The following is a 20,122-nucleotide window of genomic DNA, read 5'->3' as shown; positions in this document are numbered from 1 at the left end:
ATACTCTTCAGGTCTTCTGTCAAGAGGTACATCTTTGACCGCACGGATTGCTGCATTTCCTAATTCGGAATTTTGTTTTAAGTGGACTGATTATAAGGCCTGAATGGCGATAAATAAGCTAAACACTGTATTTAATCCAGAGAAATATACATGTGGTAATATTCGCCTCCTGCGAAAGGTGTTTTTTTACCAAGCTTAAAACCAATCCTTTCATAGAGCTTTTGCGCATTGGGATTCTTTAGGTCAACGAGCAGACCAACTTTCTTAAAACCATGTTGCTTGGCATGTGTAATCGCATACTGTAAAAGTTCTGTTCCGATACCTTTGCCCCGTGCAATGGGAGCAACCGCAATTGAATCGATATAAAATTCGCCACCAGCTGTTTCGGCTTCTGGAATCAAATTATTGTTGTACTGCTCCTTCATGTGATCCAAAATAGGCTGTCTTAATTCAACAAACTGATCAGCATCGTACCCGGTTAAAGAACCTACAATACGTTCATTATCGTCGATTGCGACAAATGTATTCTCATAACTATAGAGATTACCTTTTTGCCTAAAAAGCTGGGTTAGAAAAAGTACTGCCTCAGTTGGATCTTCTTTTTGAATAAAACGAAATATAATGTCTCCCATCGCCTGGAGCATAATTTCAGGTACAACATGCGAATCACTTTCTTTGGCTTTTCTAATTTTATTATGTATATCCATGATTTGAAGAATAAAAACGAAGTTAGTAAACTTGATCGACTTTCCTTAGAGGACCTTTGATTGGAGTGTTTTCGAAGAAATTTTACGATAACGAGCGATCTCTTGCTGGAGAGGGGGGAAGCTGGACCTTTATAGACTGTGTTTGAAATGGCTCAGGATATCGATCCTGACGAAAATAGATAAAAGTTAATTAAATACATTCTTGTGAAAAAAATATATTGTCTACTTTGTGTCGAATATTTGATCAATGTAGTTGAATATCGATCGGCTTATATTCCTAAAACATTTCTTGTTATTTTTGATACCTGTTGTTGGTTAGGCGAAATCAACAGAATTTTTTTGATTAAAAACAAATTACAATGATTTTAAGAGCTACAGTTTCTGCTTTTTTGGTTGCTATCATCAGCCTAATCGCGACCCTACTTGTACATAATGCAGATTTAAATTTGGTTTATGCTGCATTTTGCTGTTCGCCTTATTTTATTGTTATCGCCTTGGTTTATTTCCATTTTAATTTCTTTCGAAAGAAATTAAAGGCCTTAGAGAAATCAAAGTTCGCTTTTGAACTTGGCTATGGTTTTCTTTTTTATTGCTTATTTTCTTTATTGCTTCCGGTATTACTTTTTTTATCGACTTTGGATGATGAATACGAGCATCGACTTTATGCGGATCTAGGGGGAGTGATTAAGGAAATGTTTCCCTTGATTTTAACACTCAGTATTTTCCTGACATTCTTTAGTAGCGTGATTATAACATGGGCCGTAAAATCCTGGAAATATTTGGTTCCGACTTTGCTTGGATATCTTATTTTGCTACCGATTATATTCGCGTTCTCAACGACAATACGTGAGTTTAATGAACTCAGGGAAGAACGCCTCACGCAAGAAGATAATATCAGGGAAGGACGCTATAAATGGTTCTGTGCGATGAGTAATCCAACAGCTTATCCCGTTCAGTTGTATAAAGGCCGCTTTATCTTTCCGAAAGATGAAGATTATGAATTTACATTTAGTGAGGGTAATATCGTGAACTATAATGCGGTGTGGGGGCAAGCTGGGGGTGGTACATATGAGCAAGTGATGTCATTGCCTAAGGCATTGGACATTACTTGGTATTCATTTGCTGAAGATGTTTTTTATCGCATGAACGGTCCGATTGATTATGGTAAATTGCGGACGTTATTCAGTACGCCATACCAAGAAAAAGGGGCGACGAAAACTGTTGATGAACATTATAATAAGATTATTTTGGGCTTTGCTCCGGAGGGTGTAGTTGTGATATGGGCCACTGGAACAGGACGTCGTCAGGTCGAAATTGGTCGTTATCAAGCAGAAAAAGTAGTGATCCATGCTACGGATACATCCAAGGATAATGGAGCGTACGGTAATATCTTTAATCAGAAATGGCGCGAACAGGTATTGTCCGATACATCGATTATTCCTTCGGATGTTCAACAAGCTATTGGAAATAAACCTATTCCCTATGGTTATTGGGATAAATTGCGCACACGGTATCCTTTACAGCCAAAACTTGTTATGTCTGCCGATATTAAAACATTCGACGCAGACTTTGAATTTTATAATGCAGAGCGTTTTGTCTTTGATGAGGGTCTTCGGGATATGGACATGGCGTCTCGAGGTATTCCCAAAGATGTTTATATCAAATGGTATGATCAGCATAATAACCGATGTGCTGCGCGGTTTTTGTTTGATGAAACTGAGACATTTAAAAACTTTGCTTCATTTTTTAATGACAAAAAGAACATTGGGGCTGTGCTGGAGTTCAATGTTGATACAAAGACTAAAATAGCAACAGCGACATTAAGGAATGATACTGAAAGTAAGCTGATTTTGAAAACTGAAGTAATCAACTATGGGGAGCATTTCTAAAATTCGGAAGTAAATCTAAAGATCTTTTTTCATGTTATAGTTTGGTATTTCGACTTCAGTTCGTATTTGGATCTGCTCAGCGATAATTTTAAATCCATTGGCTTCAAAAAAAGGTTTTGCTGTTTTGCTTACGTCTGCGGTTAAAATAGTGTTTTTATGTGCGTGAGCTTCGGTTTCCAGTGTATTAAAAAGCTTTTGTGCAATTCCTTGGCGTTGAAAATCTTTATGCACATATAAGACGTCAATGTAATCTCCATGAGGTAAGGAGGCAAAACCAACAATCTTCTGATTGAGCACAGCTACAATAAAATATTGATCTTCGATTAGCCGATGCCAACGGTCATGATTATTAACGGATGATATCCATGCTACAATTTGCTCGTTATTGTAATCGTCTGCACAGACGGTCTCAACCGTTCCGGAAAATAGGATTAATATTTCCTGCAGATCTTGCAATATTCCTTTTCGGAGAGTTAATCCTATTGTTTTTGTTTGAATTTTGTTCATCTTTTGGAAAAAGTGTTAAATAAAAGACCTGATATGCCAAATCTAGTGGGGTGCAGTGTTGTCAAAAGAAGGCGAAATTTTAATAAAAACGTGTAATTATGTTAAAGTTATAAATATTATATTTATAACCGCAAGTAGACGTGTCGATTTGCGGGCAATATGTCAGTATTAACCATTTTCTTGGAGTATTTTTCGTGTTAATTTTTAAGAATTATTGAAAATTAATTTGTCGGTTATGCCAATAGGGGAGACGGAGCGCTGAAATTCACCTTTTTTAAGCATGAAAACCATTTTATTTTATTTTTTTGTACTCGTTTCTTTGGTGTTGTCAGGCAACCTTAATCATGTATGTGGGCAATCTGTAGCGGAAATATCTGCTATTGAAAACCCTGTTGTCCAACTAGAAGCTGCCCTTCAGTTGCCCATTAGGTTTGACGGTGATACGATAAAGTTGAAAAATGCCTTGGCCCCAATTTTGGAATTGGCAGACAAAAAAAGGAGTGTTGCTTTAAAATGGGTCTATTATATGCGTATGGCCGATGGTTTCTCTATTGCGTTTGATCGTATAAATTTATCATCTGAACGGTATTATCGTTTGGCTGAGCAGTTGCTACGTGTACATCCAGACGCTGAATTAGAAATGTTGGGTTGTGCGCGTGAAGGGTATTACAATTTTATCTATAGACGGGTAAAAGAAGCATTTCCGTTCTTTCTACGAGCGAATGATTTAAAATCTAAAGTTAATGTCAAAAAAATTCCCTTGGTAGTCAAGCATTACCAATTTATGGCGAGTTTCTACAGTTATATAGGTGATCAGGCTAATGCTGTTGTTTATTTAGAAGAAGCCCTACCTTTTACAAAGCCGGCTTCACGAGAACGTATCGATCTGATCAATTCAATTGCTGTATATCTGGCAAAGGACTCGCTCAATCACCAAGCTTTTACCTATTTGAATCGCGCAATGGATGAGGCTAAATTGGCGAAAGATTCGGTTTGGATCGGTATAATTTCGGGTAATCTAGCGGATCATGCATGGCGAAAAGGTGAAAAGGAAAAAGCGATTGCGTTGGTTAAGAAAAATATTGAACTTTCTATGCGTTATAATGAGCGTAGAGATGCGATGCGGGCAAATCTCAATTTAGCAAATTGGTATATCGAACGAAAAGAATGGAAATTGGCGGAGGAATATGTAATGGCCTGTGAAAGTTTGATGGAAGATAAGCCCTATTTTTTAAAATATAAAATGGAATTGGCAAAATCCAAGTCCAACATCATGCGGGGTTTGGGACGTGGGGGGGAGGAGCTTAAGCAATTGCATTTATATCTGACGTTGAAAGATTCGTTGGAAAAAAGGATGAATGATAAGGAGATCCAGAAAATGCTCTGGCAAAGGGAATCTGAAAAATACAATCGGACTATCCAGGCGACGGAAGAAAAACGGATTCGGACAAAACGGATGTATCAGTTTATAGGCATTGTTCTTATCTTGATTTTTGCCATAGTTGTATTGTTGGTCAATAAGTCGAAAATTAAAATTAAGATGCGAAATACACTGTTGGAAAGAGACCAACTTGCGCTTGCTTATGAAAAACAATTGCTAGATCAGGAGCTTGTGATTTTACGAAACTCCTTGACTGAATTTACAGACACCATCCGGCAAAATGATGTCGTCATCCAGCAACTTAGACAGGAAGTGATCAAGATTTCTGAATCTGATCCGGCACACATGACACAAGTTACGGATAATTTAAATGCGCTTTTGCAATATCACATTATGACAGATGAGCGATGGCAAAAGTTTAAACATGTTTTTAACAAAGTTTATCCAGCTTATCTGACACAAATGAGGCAAACATATCCAAAGGTTACCGAGAATGACCTCAAGATATTAGCACTGCTCAAATTGGATTTAAGTAATTCTAGTATGAGCGAACTGCTGTGTGTTTCGGTGGAAGCAGTTCGTAAGGCAAAACAACGATTGAAGAAAAAATTGGAGCAAATCGAAGATTAAGGATATTGAGTTGACGTCTTCATGTCCTGAATGAAGATGATCTCGTATTTGGAGGTTATTTAAATCAAATAGATTAATCAAGTAGAGTCTACTCGATTAATCTATTTGCTAAGAGCGACTAAACGCTATTGAAATCTATTTCGCATTTTTTGCAGTGACATTAAGTTCAATGTCAACGTTTTGTGCGATCATCCAATCTTGTGGGTTACCTTCTGTACCGTAAGTAAGACCCCAATCTTGTCTTTGGATCGTAAATTTAGAGTAGAATGTTACTTCGTCACCATTGAAGGTAATTTTTGCAGGGAAAGTTACATTCACAGTTTTATCTTTGATGGTTAAGTTACCACTGACCGTATTTGTCGCATCAGCAACAACACTTTTTCCTTGCGCTGCATCGAATGGACCAACTTTGGTGATTTCGAATTTTGCAGTTGGATATTTTGCTACGTCGAAGAAATCAGCACTTTTTAAATGTGCATCCAAATCTGATGATTTTTTGCCACCGGATGTTGCGGGATCTACAGAAGCTGTATCTGTCAGAATAGAATTGACATCGATTGTGAAAGTACCACCAGTAACTGCGTTATTTTCAGCTGAAAGTGTTCCTTCGCTTTTCAAAACACCATATCTTGGGTTTAAACCGCCTTTATGGTAACCAGTCCATTTTAATGAGCTTTTATCTGCTTCAACAGTGTAAGTCTGTCCTTTTTGTTCAGTTACTTCCTGAGCAGTTGTTGTTGTTGCTTTGTCGCCATTTGTGTTTTGACAAGAAGCTAACAACAAGATAAGGGCTAAACCCGAGATTAATTGCTTTTTCATTTTTAATCGTTTTATTTTTTATATGTTATTTACACTTTACATTTTGCAGCATCAACTGTGCCAATTTACACCTTCTGATGTTGCCGATACAAAGGTAGATGATAGATAGTTTATTTTTGGTATCAGTTTCCTTAAAGAAACTACTTTCCAAAAAGATAGTGGTCTGTAACTTTATAAATGCGTATTTTTGTAAGAATAAAGAAATCATGTCAGTGGTCCAAGCTTTGCCTGTGTGTTCATTTATCGTTGATCGTATAGGGATAAGGAAGCCTGTGAGGGTGGACAATACATGAATAAAAAATAGTGAAATGAAAAAGGAAGCAACTTTAACGTCGTCAGGTGCATGCAAAACACGCGTGTTGGCCATTAACGATACCATGGAGATTTTAGCCGGAAAATGGAAATTTCATATTATAGGTACCTTATTGTTGGTCGAAAAATTACGCTTTATGGAACTGCTGCGCGAAGTTGATGGGATAGGTGCGAAGATGTTGTCTAAAGAACTGCAGGATTTAGAAATGAACCAGCTGATCAGAAGAACAGTATTAAATACCAAACCCCTGACGGTAGAGTATGAATTGACCGAGTGCGGAAAAACTTTGGGTCCAATCATCGATGAGATTACCAAGTGGGGTATAACCTACAGGAGTAAACTTTATACCAAGAATGAGGAAGTGGAAGCTACGACCTAGTATGTAAACACGCCTTTGTTTTTAGTGGTAAGAGAGTGGATGCCTGTAAAGAACCTGATACGTTGGCAGCAAATCCCTTTGATTATAGGTTATGAAAACGATAATAATTGTAAGTTTGTTCTAGAAATTACAGTCTAACCTACTAAAAGAAGACAGGATGCGGTTACAACACTTACTTTATTTGTCTCTTGGAGTTTTGAGTATCAGCAGTTGCGGAGTTACCAAAAACGCCCGACACCAAGAGATTTCCTTTGATGAAGGGATCAAAAAAATTAACCATGTGGTTGTTATTTATATGGAAAACCATAGTTTTGACAATCTTTATGGCGAATTCAAGGGAGCCAATGGCATAGCGAATGTCAAAAAGGGGGATTTCTTACAGGTAGACGAGAATGGTAAAGCCTATCAATACCTCCCCGAAATTCCACGTAACAATTCCTTTCCAACCAATCTACCCAATCAATTTTTTAATATAGACCAGTATGTACCTTCGGATAAGGCGACGCCCGATGTTACACACCGTTTTTATCATAATCAATTGCAGATCAATGGTGGAAAAATGGATAAATTTGCACTCTATAATGATTCCAAAGGTTTAGCGATGGGCTATTACAATACAGAGAAGCTACCTTTGTATCCGTTTGCCAAAGCATATACATTGTGTGATAATTTCTTTCAGAGTGTATTTGGCGGATCCTATTTAAATCATATTTATATGATTTCGGCAGCTATTCCTGTTTGGCCTGATGCACCAAGCTCAATGGTTGCTAAACTCGATGCAAATGGAAAGATGATTAAAGATGGTGTAGTTACGCCAGACGGTTATGCGATCAATCATGTGCTTTCTCGCAACAAACCTTATCCCGCGAAATCTGATACTTCCAAATTATTACCTTCTCAGACTATGCCGACCATTGGCGATCGCCTGACAGCGAAAAATGTAAGTTGGGCTTGGTATTCAGAAGGCTGGGATGACGCTGTTGCCGAACGTAAAAATAATTTTGCCTACAATCATGAGCCTTTTTTATATTTCGCTAATTATGAAGATGGTAAGGAAGGGCGAAAACACATGAAGGATCAAAACGATTTTATTAAAGCCGCAAAAGAAGGAACGCTTCCTAGTGTCTCTTTTGTTAAACCGGGTGGAGGCAATGATGAGCATCCCGGAAGTTCGGCGGTCTATTCCTCCGAACAACTTGCGGTTAACTTAATCAATGCTGTATTGGAGGGACCGAATGCAAAAGACGCGTTGGTGATTTTGACTTACGATGAATTTGGTGGTTTTTTTGACCACGTTAACCCACCCGTCGTTGACCGTTGGGGACCTGGGAGCCGTATCCCGGCAATTGTCATTGGACCATTTGCTAAGCGTGGTGTAGTGGATCATACGCTGTATGAAACAGTGAGCATCCTTTCATTTATAGAAAAACGCTGGGGAATAGAGCCTCTTGCTGAAAGAGATAGAAAAGCAAATCCCTTTAGAAATGCGCTCGTTTTCAAATAGACGGTTTTTATATCGAGAGATAAGAAATTGAACAATGTGTAAAAAGGTTGTCGTTTTTATCGTATTGGTTGCAATAGTATTTACCCTTGGATTTACTACAGGGCAGCCTGTTTATACAAAACAAAAAGAGGGCAATGCCCGTGAGCATCTGATTCAGAAAGAAGTACTGGGTCAGATGCTTTCTTTTAGGACATATATCAAGGATACACTGAATGCCGAAGCACGGAAAGGTACAGTGGATACACTTGGGCTGAGAAGAGCTTTTTTGAAGACAAGGCTTCTTTTTAAAAAGTTTGAATGGGCGTCCGAATATTTTACTGCAGATCTATCCAGAAGATTAAATGGTCCTCCGGTGGAGGAAGTTGAAAATGCAGATTTGTTGGATCCCTCTTTGGCCAGGGGAGTGGAGCCTATTGGATTGCAGGTGATTGAAGAGCTTATCTATCCCACTTACGATAATAGCAATAGGCAAAAGCTAATTCGTGAAATCGAACATTTGATAACCAATACGGATTATTTGATTTCCTATTTTGAGGATCATCAATTGGACGATTGGCGCATTTTGGATGCTTCGAAACTCGAAGTATTTCGGATTATATCTTTGGGGATTACCGGATTTGATAATGCACTTTCTCGAAATAGTATGATCGAGTCTTCCATTGCATTAGGCAGTCTACAGCAAATTATTTTGCAATATGCAGGTAGAAAAGAAACGCTAGCTTTGATGCTTACAGGGGCGATCAAATATTTGCAACAACACGCGGAATTTGACTCGTTCGATAGGGCGCAATTCATTACCCAATTTGCCAACAACATCAGCACGGAGATAGCACAGTTGGAGCGTAATCTTCTAGGCCCTAAAATCAGATACAATCGGATGCTTCGGCAAGACGTCAATACGATGTTTGATCTGAATGCATTTAATGTAGATGCCTTTAGCCCGGGGCCGAAATTTCACTTCAGTAATGAAAAGGCCGTATTGGGCGAGAAATTATTTTATGATGTTGCTTTGTCAGGGACACATACGAGAAGTTGCGCTTCATGCCATCATCCTGATCGCGCATTTACGGATGGGTTGAACTTGCAAGTGGACATTCATGGTTCGGGACGTTTGCTCAAACGTAATACGCCTACTTTGCTTAACGCGGCCTTACAGTCCAACTACTTCTATGATATGCGTTCGTTGACGCTGGAAGATCAGATACACGATGTCATTAGTAATAAGCAGGAAATGGACGGCTCGGTAACTGATATCGTTCAATACGTTTCTTCGGATAAAATCTATCGATCATTATTTAATAAAGCATTCAATACAACGGATGGCCCGATCTCAGCTGAGCAGGTAAGCAATGCACTTGCTTCTTATATTCGTGGCCTGACCAAAATCAATAGCCGATTTGATGATTATATGCGTGGGGATAAGAACGCATTGTCCAAACCGGAAGTGGATGGGTTTAATTTATTTATGGGCAAGGGAAAATGTGCGACCTGTCATTTCCTGCCTTTATTCAACGGTGTTACACCACCCAAATTTATACAGAGCGAAGTCGAAGTCCTGGGGGTACCAAAATCCCTGAAAGATTCTGTGCTGGATTCAGATTTAGGATACTATGATATCATTGGTGTTGATTCGTATAAATATGCCTTTAAAATACCTTCTGTCCGGAATGTAAAGAAAACTGCTCCCTATATGCACAATGGGATCTATCAGACGCTAGATGAGGTCATGGAATTTTATAATAATGGGGGTGGGGCAGGATTGGGGATCAAATTACCCAATCAGACATTGTCAGATGAAAATTTGCATCTGACCGAAAAGGAAATGAAAGATATCATTGCGTTTATGGAAAGTCTCGAAAGCCAATAAAATGGCTGGTGGGGTATCTCTTTTAGAATCCTATCGATTGTTTTTGCTGTTCTAAGGAGTTTTATTGAGCCTAAATGAGGGGGCATCAAATTGATTGAGCTCCTGCAGTAACGGTAAGGGATTAATTCTTATCGTAGTTTTTCTTTCTTGTAGATTCTCTTCGGACCCTAGCGCTTTTACCTGTTCAGTTTTTATTCCAGTTAATAAGTTGAATTGGGTTTCAGTCGTTGTGTTTTTGCCATCCCAGGTTCCTTTTTCTAGGTAGATCAATTCAAAATTTCCATTTCTGCAACGAAATGTATAGTTGGCATGCCCATCTGTGATATCGGCTAATATATGAAGCTGACCATTTTCGATAGCGAAGTTGGGCAGCGGAAAATGGGGTTCGATCATCGTCGTTGAGGAGAGGGCCAACTGTATCTTTCCGTTGGGTTTGGACAGAAATACCTGCGTTTTAATTGGTGTTGTCGTATTTGAAGTGTCCATGGCAAGAACAATTTTATCCGGATAACCATCATGATTTATATCGCCTTCTAGTTCTTGAATTTTTGCTGTAAAACTGTCTTTTGTTGCCTTTTGCTGGCCATATAAGGCTAAACTAGCTAAAAAGAATATGCTCAAGATTAGTTTTTTCATCCGGTATTAACACAGCATTAAATGAAACATAAATCGATTCAATATACGCATTCAAGATGGAAAAGCGATTGTTTTACCCTATTTTGGTTTCTCTGGATTGATTAACAGTCAAGTTAGTTCGCCTTACTGATTATAGGAGTAGACTATAATACATGGAGTAACCACTTGTTCCGTCGAGCCATTGTACAAGTTCTTTATGGCTATAGTGAAAACCGGCTTTTCGGATAGCGGCTTTTGAAATCATATTTATTTCACGATGGCTTATAGTCAGTTTTCTTAATTGATTCGCGGTGGCCCACACCATTCTTATTTTATACAAAAGACTCGATAGACCTAATTTTCTATACTGTGGCTGTATGAAAGACTGACCAAAGTAGGCTTCTTCTTTATTCAGCAACAGCATACTGGTTATCCCAATCATTTTTTCACTTTCGAAAAGACCAAAAACAATACGTGGGTATCTTATGCGTTCTGCCCAATCCATATCAGATAGTTCTATTTCAGGAGGAGTGCTCCGTCGAAAAAGTGTGGGTTCGGTTTGAATTGACTCGATACGCATCGCTTTATAAAGTGGGGATTCGCTCTCTGTCAGCTGACGGATATGGAATGAACCTGATTGAAATGCTAAAACGGACTCTGACATAGCGTAATTAATGCTGTCTTAATGATTATTTCTAATACTATAATGCGAAAGTATGTATTATTATTTATACTTCAAATGTGGTATTGCATTCATTCCAAATTGCTGATTCCCGATGACTATGCCGCGACAACTATGATGATACATGCCTGCAATTGAGTAAGCCACAATTGTATTAAAGCAACACATGATCCTATTCGTTTCAATGTGGCCTTATGCGCAAGTAGGGTATCAAAATATAAGTTTCGCGAGTAGCATTTCCGTAATGGTGCTGAAATATAAGAATAGAACTACAGTAGTTCAGCTATTCTATTTTCTAAATCTTCTAGATCAAAAGGCTTGGCGAGATAGCTGTCTGCTCCAGCTTGTTGGGCTAGTGTTTCAATATCGGTATTTGCGGAGAGGTAGATAACAGGGATGTCTCGATATAAAGGATGTTTTTTGAGCAGACGAGTGGCTTCTACACCACCTATTTTTGGAATCCAATTGTCCATCAAGATTAAATCTGGACGTACCTCTTCAACCTTTTCGATGATATCGTGAGAGGTTTCTGAAACGGCCATATTATAGCCGTTTGTTTCAAGGATTATTGTGCATATTTCAAGGACATGTTTATCATCGTCCAACATCAGTATTGTTTTATTTGGCATGTTTTCGTTTTAAAAAAAGGTGGAGCTAAATTAACTAAAAAGCCTTAGGGGAAGCATGGGTAAAATACCGATTCTAGTAAGTAGAAATCCCCATTTTTAGGCTTAATGGAAGATAGTTTTGTGATGAGACGAATCGTCCGAGTTTGAACTTTCAAAATTAATATTATCTTTATGGTATAATCAATAACCAATTCATCTTATTGCTCATGAAAAAGAATGCCTTTAACCTATATAGACCTTTCATCTTAGTTTTATTGCTTGTCGCTGTGGGAAGTTATGCCGCTGCATTTGAAAAAGTAAATCAGGACTATTTTCAATTGAAAGTATATCATTATGAGAACGATGAGCAGGAGAAAGTCATTGACCAGTATCTTGAGTCGGCTTATTTACCGGCATTGCATAAATTGGGATTTAAAGAAATCGGTGTATTTAAACCCTTAGAAAATGCAGTTGGCCAAGATAGATTGGTTTATGTGTTCATCAGTGCTGCTGATCTCAGTTTGCTGGTTAATTTGGATCAGCGGCTGGCCAAAGATCAAAAATACCTGGAGGCTGGAAAGGTTTATATTGAAGCAGGTTATAGCAATCCTCCTTTCAAAAGGTTGGAGACAATATGGATGAAAGCATTTGAAGAAATGCCCAAATCAGCGCTTCCTAAATTATCTGCTGAAAAAAATAAACGCATTTATGAACTACGCAGTTATGAGGCTGCGACGGAGAAACTGTCAATGAATAAGATAGACATGTTCAACAATGGTGAAATCGATATTTTTAATAAGCTAAATTTTAATGCTGTTTTCTATGGACAAGTAATTGCCGGTAGTACGATGCCCAACCTGATATATTTGACGGCATTCGAAAGTATAGAAGACAGGAATACACATTGGAAAGATTTTGGACCTTTATACAAACCAATGCAGGATTTACCGCAATACCAGAATAACGTATCTAAAAGTATAAAGGTGTTATTGTTTCCTACCGCATATTCCGATATTTAGAATTCGATTTAATTTATTTTTTTCTAACAAATAAATTAAATCTTTTGCACCAGTCAAAGAAGCTGGCCAAAGCCTGTGTATCTAATTTTTCAAAATTGTAAATCTTATGGGGATAGGGCAGTGCATTGGTATAGATGCCTGTATTTGCTAAAACAAGCATAGGACCATCGCTGTCAATTTTGTCGAAATATTTGCTGATGATTTTATAATGTGTATTAAAAAGTGATTCTACAGCTTCATCGTTCGGGACGAGAGAGATGGTATAGTCGTAATCTGCATGTTGCATCTTTTGGCAATTGCAGATGATATTTTTTCCAAGGGAAACCTCATTTCCGCTGTCCCAAAGAAAATTGGCGACCTCAAAAAATAAATCGTTTTTTACTTGCCCGGCAGGCTCGGCGATGAAATATCTCATTAGTTTTCTCTTTTAATTGCTTTACCTTTTAGAATTCAGTTGATTACAGTGAGTTTAATCCCAACGGAGATCAGTAATTCGTCAAAAAGGATTTTGTGCCTTTTTATAATGAAGAACCAATGATCGGGAGCTCGCCGTATTTTATATTACAAAGAAATATTAATCCAGTGGGGTTTAAAAGAGATAAAAGGTGGTAAGTATTGGACTATTCGATGTTTTTGTTTCGGAATGTAAGGGCCGTCATGCCTGTTACTTTTGAAAATAAGCGCGAAAAATAAGGATAATCATCGTAGCCAAGTGCGGTAGCAACCTCCTTAACGGATTTACTTGAATGGTATAGCAGCCGTTTTGCTTCCAATACGATACGTTGTTGAATATGATAGGTAACGGGCTTTCCAGTTGCTTTTTTTATGCATTCATTGAGATAAGCTGTTGATATTTTCAATTTCTCGGCATATATTTTTGGCTGTTTATTGATGATAAAATCTTTATCCAACAATGCATTGAACTGTTTTGTAATATGCTCTGCTCTGGACTGTGCATCACTTTTTTTTGATTGTACTAAATACTGTGAAATAATTAGGGCAGCTAGCGTATTACAGCTGTCTTTCATTAACGCAGGATACAGTTTTTCGTGTTTTCTTTCGTTGAGCTTGAGACAGATATCTACCGTTTCCGATAAAATAGTGCATGTTTCTCGATCAATGTTGATCGGAGCGATCGTGTCGATATCTTTTAATGCATTTATGTAATCCGAATTTAGGTTTTCTACACTGATCATCAGGACACTAAACGTACTGTAATCCATTGCTATTCCACGGTGTACCTGATAGGGCTGGATGATCATAACGGAAGAGGGGCCTAATCTGTGCTGTTGAAAATCTATTTCAAATATTCCATTTCCCTCTTCGAGTATAAAAAATAGATAGAAATCATCGCGATGTGCTTGACTTATTTGGTCAAGCTCTAAATTTCTAACAGCATTCTTTTTTATCAATATTCCTAAATTAAAATCATTCGGAAATGAATTTAGTGGTATAGTGTGACTCTTTTGCTGCATTTTTCTTAATGATCGATATGTACTGGATGATCCAACAACTGAATGTCTCAAAAAGGATCGCCCTTGTTAAGTGATCATTGTTGTCAAAAAGCTTCCTGTGTTTCAACGCTGGTTAGTTGATTGGAAAGCACGGTCAAATTTAAACATTTGTCAAGATAGTGAGTATATTTTTTCTATATTCGGGGTCTTTTTCGCGGAGTTCCAGGATCTTGTTTTTTAAATCCACATTGACATACCATTCCGCGTAAAGGTTCTTTTCATTTGCACCGTCGAAGAAAACTTTAGCTTTAATATAATCTTCATCAAAATGCTCTGGTCGTCCGCTGACAATAAATGCGGTGGAACCGACGCTATCTTGCATATTACCTAGCGTACCATCTATTTGAAATAGGCTATGTAAGGCCCTGGTAAAATTGTCGCTTACTTTACCTATCGAATAGAAGTTAACTCCTTCACGGTAAAATCTTTTTTTATCAACCTCAGTGTCTACAATTCCCAATTTCATATCGGGTCGAAAGGCTATTGCTAGGCCTACTGTCTCTCTACCCCAAAGCCCCTTTGCCTGAACGATATGATGTTCGTCGTCGTCCTTCCAATATTTTGTTACTGTCAATCGTAAATCCACAAAATCATCGTCTTCGCTAACATCAATTTGCTTCAGATTACCCTGTCCCTTCAAAAAATTCAAAAATCGCATAAATATCTTATTAATATGGTATTAAGCCCCAGTAGTCGCTACGGTGCTGGCGGTATTACGGCGAGCATGACTAGGTGGGAAGCTTTGGCTAAGTATATTAAAGATAATAAATATTTTATATAAAAAAAGCGCTCAGTTAACCTTAAAGGCTTAAAAGTTGCCAATTTATAAAGGAAGATTCTTTTCCTTTTTTTCTGATTCTACTTCATTTGAAACCCGTTCATTTATATTAATTTTAGCGTTGATAAAAGAGAAGATCATTGTTCCATGTTCCCGGGCGTAGCTATTTGTGATGGAGTCTGCTACCATTGACTGTGTAAATAAGGGACTGGTTGTTTTTAGTTCAGTTTCACGCTCCCAACGGTTCTTGACACGGATCAAATTGCGGTATTTTTTACTCAGATCAAACCAATTGATATAATCGGCATTGAATGAAACAGCTCTAATTCCCAGTTTGGAGTAGTAATTTATAGCACCTGCCTGCCCATAATTGTCGCAAAGAACGAGTGTATTTTGACGGTCAGGAATCTGACGATAAACACTGTCCACTTTGCGAGCAAGCTCCTTCCAACCTAGCATATCCGCGAAGTCTTGTGGAAGAGGGTGTTCTTCACCGTCTTCCCAGGTTAACATGCCATATTTCCTGTATTTTTCCGGATGGTCTACAAAGTACGCTGGATTGCGGTTGGGAAAAGCAATGTCGTAGATGGGAAGAAACAGGATGACTGTTAAAGTGATCAAGATAGGCTTTAGAATTTTACCAGTATTGTTTTCCAGCAGTGAGGAAATATAGATTGCACCGAAAGCAAAATAGATTGGATAAATGCCAATAGCATAATAATCCTTGGCTCTTAGCAATAAGAAAACACCAATGGTACTAAAAAATGACCAGAAGAATAGGCGATAAGGTTTAAATGCGGGATATTTCAATAGGGCATATAAACTGAAAATTAGAACGGGAAAGGTCCCGAAGAAGAACAAAAATTGAGAGCGGACAAAGCTCCACCGATTGACGTGGACGAGCTGCGTGGCCTGAAGTTCCTTAAAATGGGAGAATACCGGGAAATTATTTTGATACTGCCATATTAAATTCGGTAAGATGATAAGTACAGCGATGAGTAAACAACGGTATAATTTTCGTTCAGCAAAAATCTTCCTTTCCGGCACGAGTGCAAGGGCTGGAACTAAACCTAGAATAAGAAATACGATATTATATTTATTCAAAAAACCGATAGCAAATACAACAGCAATATAAATCAACCACTTCGATTGTTGGCTGTTTAAATATCGTATGATGAGGTAGTATATGGAAGTCCAGCACAATACATCCAAAGAATTTGGCTGATATAAGCCATTCAGACGGAAGAGAACGGAAAACATGATGCAGCAACTGCCAAATACAAGTGCAAAAAGGTTTCCTTTCAACGCTTCTATAGTTTTCCAGACAATTAGAATTGTTAAGGCTCCGTACAATGCGGGGAAAAATTTGATCCAGAATTCGGAATTTCCGGTTATTTTGATCAGATAGGAGGTCCAGGAGGTCAGAGGGGGAACCGAGAGGTAGCCCCAGGCCAAGTGATTCGCTTGATCGAGATGTAGAAATTCGTCACGTTGTAATTCGTAGATCGGACTAATCAACTGATATTGAATGATGATTTTTAACAGGATGAGACCGATTAGGATAAGTCGATGTTTAAGTGCCATCTAATGTTTGATTATGGTTGTCTTCCGCCAATTTACGATTAAAATAAATTCAAATTAAGTCATTTTAATAATCATCTATTGCTGCGGATCTATGGGGATCGGTGATTTCTGTGAAGAAATCAAATGCTGGTCTATTCTAAAATGTTATTTTCGTATAAAAAAAGAGATTATGAGCATAGTTTTGCTACTGAATACTGCTAGGGCAGAAGAATGGAAGGTCGAGATCACTAAACATTTACCTGATGTTAAGGTGGAGATATATCCCGAAATAGAAAATTATGATGCGGTAGAATTTGCACTTTGTTGGAAGCCTGATGCTAATTACTATACTCATTTTCCTAATTTAAAAGTTATTCAGTCGGGAGGAGCGGGGATAGATCATTTATTCCCAAATGAGATTCCTTCAACGCTCCATATCTGTAGGATAATAGATCCAATGCTGAAAAGCGATATGTTTGAGCATATTTTGACCTGTTTGATGCATGCAATGAAGAATTTTTCGATGTATGCTACAGCAAAGGAACAACAGCATTGGCAACCATTAGTATATAAATCCATTGGTGAAACCAGTGTCACAGTTTTAGGCTTAGGTGAGATTGGAGGCTATGTTGCCGAGAGGCTGGTTCAGTTGGGGTTTCTAGTAAAAGGATGGTCCAATTCCCCTAAAGCGCTTCCAGGGGTAGTTTCTTTCTCGGGACAGGAAGGACTTAGGGCGGCTGTGGAAAATAGTGATTTGGTTGTCAATATTTTACCCCTGACCGATGCTACAAGAGGAATTCTAGATCATAACCTTTTTAAATTGTGTACGAATGGAACTGTCCTCATAAACGTTGGTAGAGGTGGTCATCTCGTTGAAAATGAGCTGCTGGCGGCTATTGATAAGGGGCAGATTGCCCAAGCTTACCTCGATGTCTTTCACCTGGAACCGCTGCCAAAAGATCATCCATTTTGGTCCTGTTCTTCTATTTTTATAACACCGCATGTAGCAAGTCGAACCAATATCAGTTCGTCGGTTTTACAGGTAGTAGACAATTATAAACGAATGATTCGGGGGGAGGCTTTACTGAATGAAGTTTCTTTGGAAAAAGGTTATTAATGATAATATCCCCTTTAAGGGGCTAATGATAATGTACTCTGATGTGTAAATTGGGTATGTTTTTTGTTTTTGATTTTTTGTAAACTTATAGGCAAATGGATTTTATTTTTTAGATTTATATAGTCAATTATCCTTGCTTTATTAACGGTTTATGAACGTACAAGTATCTACAAACTTTAGAAAACACGCGCGTAAAACAATTTTATCTATTGTTGTTTTTGCGGTTACTTATGTTATTCTGCTACTCTTGGCAATAGGTATTACTGTTGGTTTTACTTTATTGGGACTATTGATATTCACTGCCAAGCCCATGTTTTTAACCGCAGTATTATGTTTGGGCTTACTCGCTACAGGTCTGACTATACTATTCTTTTTATTAAAATTTGTTTTTGCGTCAACAAAAGTTGATACGGGGCATCTTACACAGATATATGAGAGCGACGAACCACAGTTATTCGCACTTATTCATGAGGTGGTAAAGGAAGTTGACACAAGCTTTCCAAAGAAAATTTTTCTATCGCATGATGTCAATGCATCTGTATTCTATGACTCTAGTTTTTGGAGCATGTTTTTACCCATTAAGAAAAATCTTCAGATTGGTGTGGGGATGGTGAATGCAGTTACTCAACAGGAACTAAAGGCTATTCTTGCACACGAGTTTGGCCACTTCTCACAAAAAAGCATGAAAGTGGGTAGCTATGTTTACCATGTTAATCAGATTATCTACAATATGCTGTATAAGAATGAATCGCTGGATAATATGTTTGGTAAATGGAGTAACATCAGTGGGTACTCTGCTATTTTTATTGGTATATCGATGTTTATTATTCAACAGATTCAGCATATTTTGAAGCATGTTTATGAATATGTAAATCTAATTATTTGGCGTTATCAAGAGAGATGGAATTTCATGCGGATGAAATTGCGGCACATGTTGCTGGTTCCCAGGCTTTGGCTGACTCGCTCTTACGTTTGGGGTTTGCAAACCATGCACTAAATAATGTACTTACTTTCTATGATAACAAATTTTCTGAAAATATCCGTAGTCGTAATATTTATCCAGAGCATCGTTGTGTCATGCTCTTGTTTGCGGAACGCAATAGATATCAAGTGAAATGGCTTTCCCCAGATCGAATTGGCGACTTTAAAAAAATATGATAAATCGAAGTTAAATCTTGAAGATCAATGGTCGTCCCATCCATCGGATGAAGATCGGGTAAAAGCATTACAGAAACTTAATATTGTCAAGCAAGAAGCCAACAATGCACCTGCTATTGAAATACTAGCTAATCGTGCTGCCGTAGCAAACCAAATTTCGGATAAGTTGTTTGCGGAGGTACAGTATCAACAGCCCCCATCACTGTTAGAAATAACGTCTTTCAGTGATGATTTTGAAAGTCGAATGAACAAGTATGCTGTTGATCAAAGATTCAATGATTTCTATGACTACAATCATCCTGTGCGAAAAGGTGAAACTCCAATTTTTCAGGGACAGTCAAAGCCGACTTTTGATGAGTTATTTGCCGATAGTAGAGTTGATACACTGTATGAACTTAATAGTCTAAAAAATGACAAATATGTCGTTGAAGCAATCAGCAAAGGAGAATTAAAATTAAAGTCCTTTGACTATGACGGTATAAAATATCGAGCTGCAGACGCCATCGAATTACTAAAAAAAATTGAAGACACTATTGCAGCTACGGAGCATAAAATTACCGACTACAACCAGCAGATCCATTATTATTTTGCACACTTGGCTGATACGCAGGGGATGTGTGAAGAGTTTGAACGAAGATATTATGATTTTGCTTTTTTCGACAAGAATTATGAGGAGGCACAAGAACTTTATGCTCACATGACGGAGAATACCCGGTTTATATTTCAGACTTTGCCCTTCGCTGATATTGAGGCAAGGTTGCAAGACGTCAAACGTAGGGAAGGAGAATTAAAAAAGAAACTGGCAACGCTTTTGGCACTTCCCGGAAGCAAGGATGAATTGAATGATACGTTGCTTACTTCATTGGACACGTATATCAACAGGGATTTAATATATTTTAATGTAGATCATTATAACGAGGATAATCTTCAAATCCTTTTTAATGCGATATCGGCCTATAAAAAGTTATTGGATGATCAGCATTTCGCGAAGAAAAAGCACTATTTGAATTTTATGCTTACCCTTGAGGAAGGTAAAGGACAGAAAAAAGAACTGTCGTAAATGCCCTTGTAT

General features: G+C 38.0%; 19 protein-coding genes. 9 read left to right on the top strand and 10 right to left on the bottom strand.

Features of this window, described 5'->3' with window-relative positions; genetic code table 11:
• Positions 1 to 131: 131 nt before the first annotated feature.
• Positions 132 to 707 (bottom strand): GNAT family N-acetyltransferase, encoded by a 576-nt coding sequence (locus tag CBM24_RS20685; protein ID WP_198385973.1) that lies wholly within the window; start codon positions 705 to 707, stop codon positions 132 to 134.
• Between the two features lie 359 nt (positions 708 to 1,066).
• Here CBM24_RS20685 and CBM24_RS20680 point away from each other — a divergent pair, with 359 nt between their 5' ends.
• The gene (locus CBM24_RS20680; RefSeq protein ID WP_088162550.1) at positions 1,067 to 2,596 is read left to right on the top strand and encodes a DUF2931 family protein; all 1,530 of its coding nucleotides are present in this window, start codon (positions 1,067 to 1,069) and stop codon (positions 2,594 to 2,596) included.
• 15 nt (positions 2,597 to 2,611) lie between these two features.
• Here CBM24_RS20680 and CBM24_RS20675 read toward each other — a convergent pair whose 3' ends face one another.
• Positions 2,612 to 3,103: a GNAT family N-acetyltransferase gene (locus CBM24_RS20675; protein WP_088162549.1), complete on the bottom strand. Its 492-nt coding sequence runs from the start codon at positions 3,101 to 3,103 to the stop codon at positions 2,612 to 2,614.
• 280 nt (positions 3,104 to 3,383) lie between these two features.
• On the opposite strand from CBM24_RS20675, the gene CBM24_RS20670 reads away from it, so the two are divergent.
• Complete coding sequence (locus tag CBM24_RS20670; protein WP_088162548.1) at positions 3,384 to 5,114, top strand: tetratricopeptide repeat protein; 1,731 nt, start codon at positions 3,384 to 3,386, stop codon at positions 5,112 to 5,114.
• Positions 5,115 to 5,249: 135 nt separating this feature from the next.
• On the opposite strand, the gene CBM24_RS20665 is transcribed toward CBM24_RS20670, so the two are convergent.
• Positions 5,250 to 5,933: a YceI family protein gene (locus CBM24_RS20665; RefSeq protein ID WP_070566941.1), complete on the bottom strand. Its 684-nt coding sequence runs from the start codon at positions 5,931 to 5,933 to the stop codon at positions 5,250 to 5,252.
• Positions 5,934 to 6,241: 308 nt separating this feature from the next.
• Here CBM24_RS20665 and CBM24_RS20660 point away from each other — a divergent pair, with 308 nt between their 5' ends.
• The 3 genes from CBM24_RS20660 to CBM24_RS20650 all read left to right on the top strand — a co-directional run bounded on the left by CBM24_RS20660 (position 6,242) and on the right by CBM24_RS20650 (position 9,996).
• Positions 6,242 to 6,625 carry a winged helix-turn-helix transcriptional regulator gene (locus CBM24_RS20660; protein WP_088162547.1) on the top strand — a complete coding sequence of 128 codons (384 nt, stop codon included), beginning with the start codon at positions 6,242 to 6,244 and terminating at the stop codon, positions 6,623 to 6,625.
• 157 nt (positions 6,626 to 6,782) lie between these two features.
• On the top strand, positions 6,783 to 8,129 hold the full coding sequence (gene acpA / locus CBM24_RS20655; protein ID WP_088162546.1) for an acid phosphatase: 1,347 nt from the start codon (positions 6,783 to 6,785) through the stop codon (positions 8,127 to 8,129).
• Positions 8,130 to 8,163: 34 nt separating this feature from the next.
• Positions 8,164 to 9,996 (top strand): cytochrome-c peroxidase, encoded by a 1,833-nt coding sequence (locus tag CBM24_RS20650; protein WP_088162545.1) that lies wholly within the window; start codon positions 8,164 to 8,166, stop codon positions 9,994 to 9,996.
• Between the two features lie 51 nt (positions 9,997 to 10,047).
• Here CBM24_RS20650 and CBM24_RS20645 read toward each other — a convergent pair whose 3' ends face one another.
• The 3 genes from CBM24_RS20645 to CBM24_RS20635 all read right to left on the bottom strand — a co-directional run bounded on the left by CBM24_RS20645 (position 10,048) and on the right by CBM24_RS20635 (position 11,922).
• Complete coding sequence (locus tag CBM24_RS20645) at positions 10,048 to 10,632, bottom strand: hypothetical protein (RefSeq protein WP_088162544.1); 585 nt, start codon at positions 10,630 to 10,632, stop codon at positions 10,048 to 10,050.
• Between the two features lie 130 nt (positions 10,633 to 10,762).
• Positions 10,763 to 11,275 (bottom strand): GNAT family N-acetyltransferase, encoded by a 513-nt coding sequence (locus CBM24_RS20640; protein ID WP_088162543.1) that lies wholly within the window; start codon positions 11,273 to 11,275, stop codon positions 10,763 to 10,765.
• Positions 11,276 to 11,562: 287 nt separating this feature from the next.
• Entirely contained in the window at positions 11,563 to 11,922 is a 360-nt protein-coding gene (locus CBM24_RS20635) for a response regulator (protein WP_088162542.1), read from the bottom strand.
• A 206-nt stretch (positions 11,923 to 12,128) separates the two neighbouring features.
• Here CBM24_RS20635 and CBM24_RS20630 point away from each other — a divergent pair, with 206 nt between their 5' ends.
• Positions 12,129 to 12,920 carry an NIPSNAP family protein gene (locus CBM24_RS20630; RefSeq protein WP_088162541.1) on the top strand — a complete coding sequence of 264 codons (792 nt, stop codon included), beginning with the start codon at positions 12,129 to 12,131 and terminating at the stop codon, positions 12,918 to 12,920.
• Between the two features lie 13 nt (positions 12,921 to 12,933).
• On the opposite strand, the gene CBM24_RS20625 is transcribed toward CBM24_RS20630, so the two are convergent.
• From CBM24_RS20625 to CBM24_RS20610, 4 genes are all read right to left on the bottom strand, one after another.
• Positions 12,934 to 13,335: a hypothetical protein gene (locus CBM24_RS20625; RefSeq protein WP_088162540.1), complete on the bottom strand. Its 402-nt coding sequence runs from the start codon at positions 13,333 to 13,335 to the stop codon at positions 12,934 to 12,936.
• Between the two features lie 205 nt (positions 13,336 to 13,540).
• Positions 13,541 to 14,332 (bottom strand): AraC family transcriptional regulator, encoded by a 792-nt coding sequence (locus CBM24_RS20620; RefSeq protein WP_232475591.1) that lies wholly within the window; start codon positions 14,330 to 14,332, stop codon positions 13,541 to 13,543.
• A 202-nt stretch (positions 14,333 to 14,534) separates the two neighbouring features.
• Positions 14,535 to 15,092 (bottom strand): hypothetical protein, encoded by a 558-nt coding sequence (locus tag CBM24_RS20615; protein ID WP_088162538.1) that lies wholly within the window; start codon positions 15,090 to 15,092, stop codon positions 14,535 to 14,537.
• Between the two features lie 165 nt (positions 15,093 to 15,257).
• Entirely contained in the window at positions 15,258 to 16,796 is a 1,539-nt protein-coding gene (locus tag CBM24_RS20610; RefSeq protein WP_088162537.1) for a glycosyltransferase family 39 protein, read from the bottom strand.
• A gap of 169 nt (positions 16,797 to 16,965) precedes the next feature.
• Between CBM24_RS20610 and CBM24_RS20605 the strand changes: the two genes are divergently transcribed.
• The 3 genes from CBM24_RS20605 (at position 16,966) to CBM24_RS20595 (ending at position 20,110) form a co-directional block, all read left to right on the top strand.
• Positions 16,966 to 17,892, top strand: a complete 927-nt coding sequence (locus CBM24_RS20605; protein ID WP_088163719.1) for a 2-hydroxyacid dehydrogenase — start codon at positions 16,966 to 16,968, stop codon at positions 17,890 to 17,892.
• Between the two features lie 151 nt (positions 17,893 to 18,043).
• The gene (locus CBM24_RS20600) at positions 18,044 to 18,889 is read left to right on the top strand and encodes a M48 family metallopeptidase (protein WP_088162536.1); all 846 of its coding nucleotides are present in this window, start codon (positions 18,044 to 18,046) and stop codon (positions 18,887 to 18,889) included.
• Positions 18,890 to 19,027: 138 nt separating this feature from the next.
• Positions 19,028 to 20,110 (top strand): hypothetical protein, encoded by a 1,083-nt coding sequence (locus CBM24_RS20595; RefSeq protein WP_088162535.1) that lies wholly within the window; start codon positions 19,028 to 19,030, stop codon positions 20,108 to 20,110.
• The last annotated feature ends 12 nt before the right edge of the window (positions 20,111 to 20,122 follow it).

The organism is Sphingobacterium sp. G1-14 (genome assembly GCF_002196555.1).
Taxonomy (GTDB): Bacteria; Bacteroidota; Bacteroidia; order Sphingobacteriales; family Sphingobacteriaceae; genus Sphingobacterium; species Sphingobacterium siyangense.
This window is presented reverse-complemented; position numbering and strand designations above follow the sequence as displayed.

Coding starts and splice junctions, on each gene's coding strand:
- CBM24_RS20665 (WP_070566941.1), bottom strand. CDS start 5,933: ATGAAAAAGCAATTAATCTCGGGTTTAGCCCTTATCTTGTTGTTAGCT.
- CBM24_RS20600 (WP_088162536.1), top strand. CDS start 18,044: ATGAACGTACAAGTATCTACAAACTTTAGAAAACACGCGCGTAAAACA.
- CBM24_RS20645 (WP_088162544.1), bottom strand. CDS start 10,632: ATGAAAAAACTAATCTTGAGCATATTCTTTTTAGCTAGTTTAGCCTTA.
- CBM24_RS20670 (WP_088162548.1), top strand. CDS start 3,384: ATGAAAACCATTTTATTTTATTTTTTTGTACTCGTTTCTTTGGTGTTG.
- CBM24_RS20635 (WP_088162542.1), bottom strand. CDS start 11,922: ATGCCAAATAAAACAATACTGATGTTGGACGATGATAAACATGTCCTT.
- CBM24_RS20660 (WP_088162547.1), top strand. CDS start 6,242: ATGAAAAAGGAAGCAACTTTAACGTCGTCAGGTGCATGCAAAACACGC.
- CBM24_RS20610 (WP_088162537.1), bottom strand. CDS start 16,796: ATGGCACTTAAACATCGACTTATCCTAATCGGTCTCATCCTGTTAAAA.
- CBM24_RS20675 (WP_088162549.1), bottom strand. CDS start 3,103: ATGAACAAAATTCAAACAAAAACAATAGGATTAACTCTCCGAAAAGGA.
- CBM24_RS20640 (WP_088162543.1), bottom strand. CDS start 11,275: ATGTCAGAGTCCGTTTTAGCATTTCAATCAGGTTCATTCCATATCCGT.
- acpA (WP_088162546.1), top strand. CDS start 6,783: ATGCGGTTACAACACTTACTTTATTTGTCTCTTGGAGTTTTGAGTATC.
- CBM24_RS20625 (WP_088162540.1), bottom strand. CDS start 13,335: ATGAGATATTTCATCGCCGAGCCTGCCGGGCAAGTAAAAAACGATTTA.
- CBM24_RS20680 (WP_088162550.1), top strand. CDS start 1,067: ATGATTTTAAGAGCTACAGTTTCTGCTTTTTTGGTTGCTATCATCAGC.
- CBM24_RS20630 (WP_088162541.1), top strand. CDS start 12,129: ATGAAAAAGAATGCCTTTAACCTATATAGACCTTTCATCTTAGTTTTA.
- CBM24_RS20685 (WP_198385973.1), bottom strand. CDS start 707: ATGGATATACATAATAAAATTAGAAAAGCCAAAGAAAGTGATTCGCAT.
- CBM24_RS20605 (WP_088163719.1), top strand. CDS start 16,966: ATGAGCATAGTTTTGCTACTGAATACTGCTAGGGCAGAAGAATGGAAG.
- CBM24_RS20615 (WP_088162538.1), bottom strand. CDS start 15,092: ATGCGATTTTTGAATTTTTTGAAGGGACAGGGTAATCTGAAGCAAATT.
- CBM24_RS20650 (WP_088162545.1), top strand. CDS start 8,164: ATGTGTAAAAAGGTTGTCGTTTTTATCGTATTGGTTGCAATAGTATTT.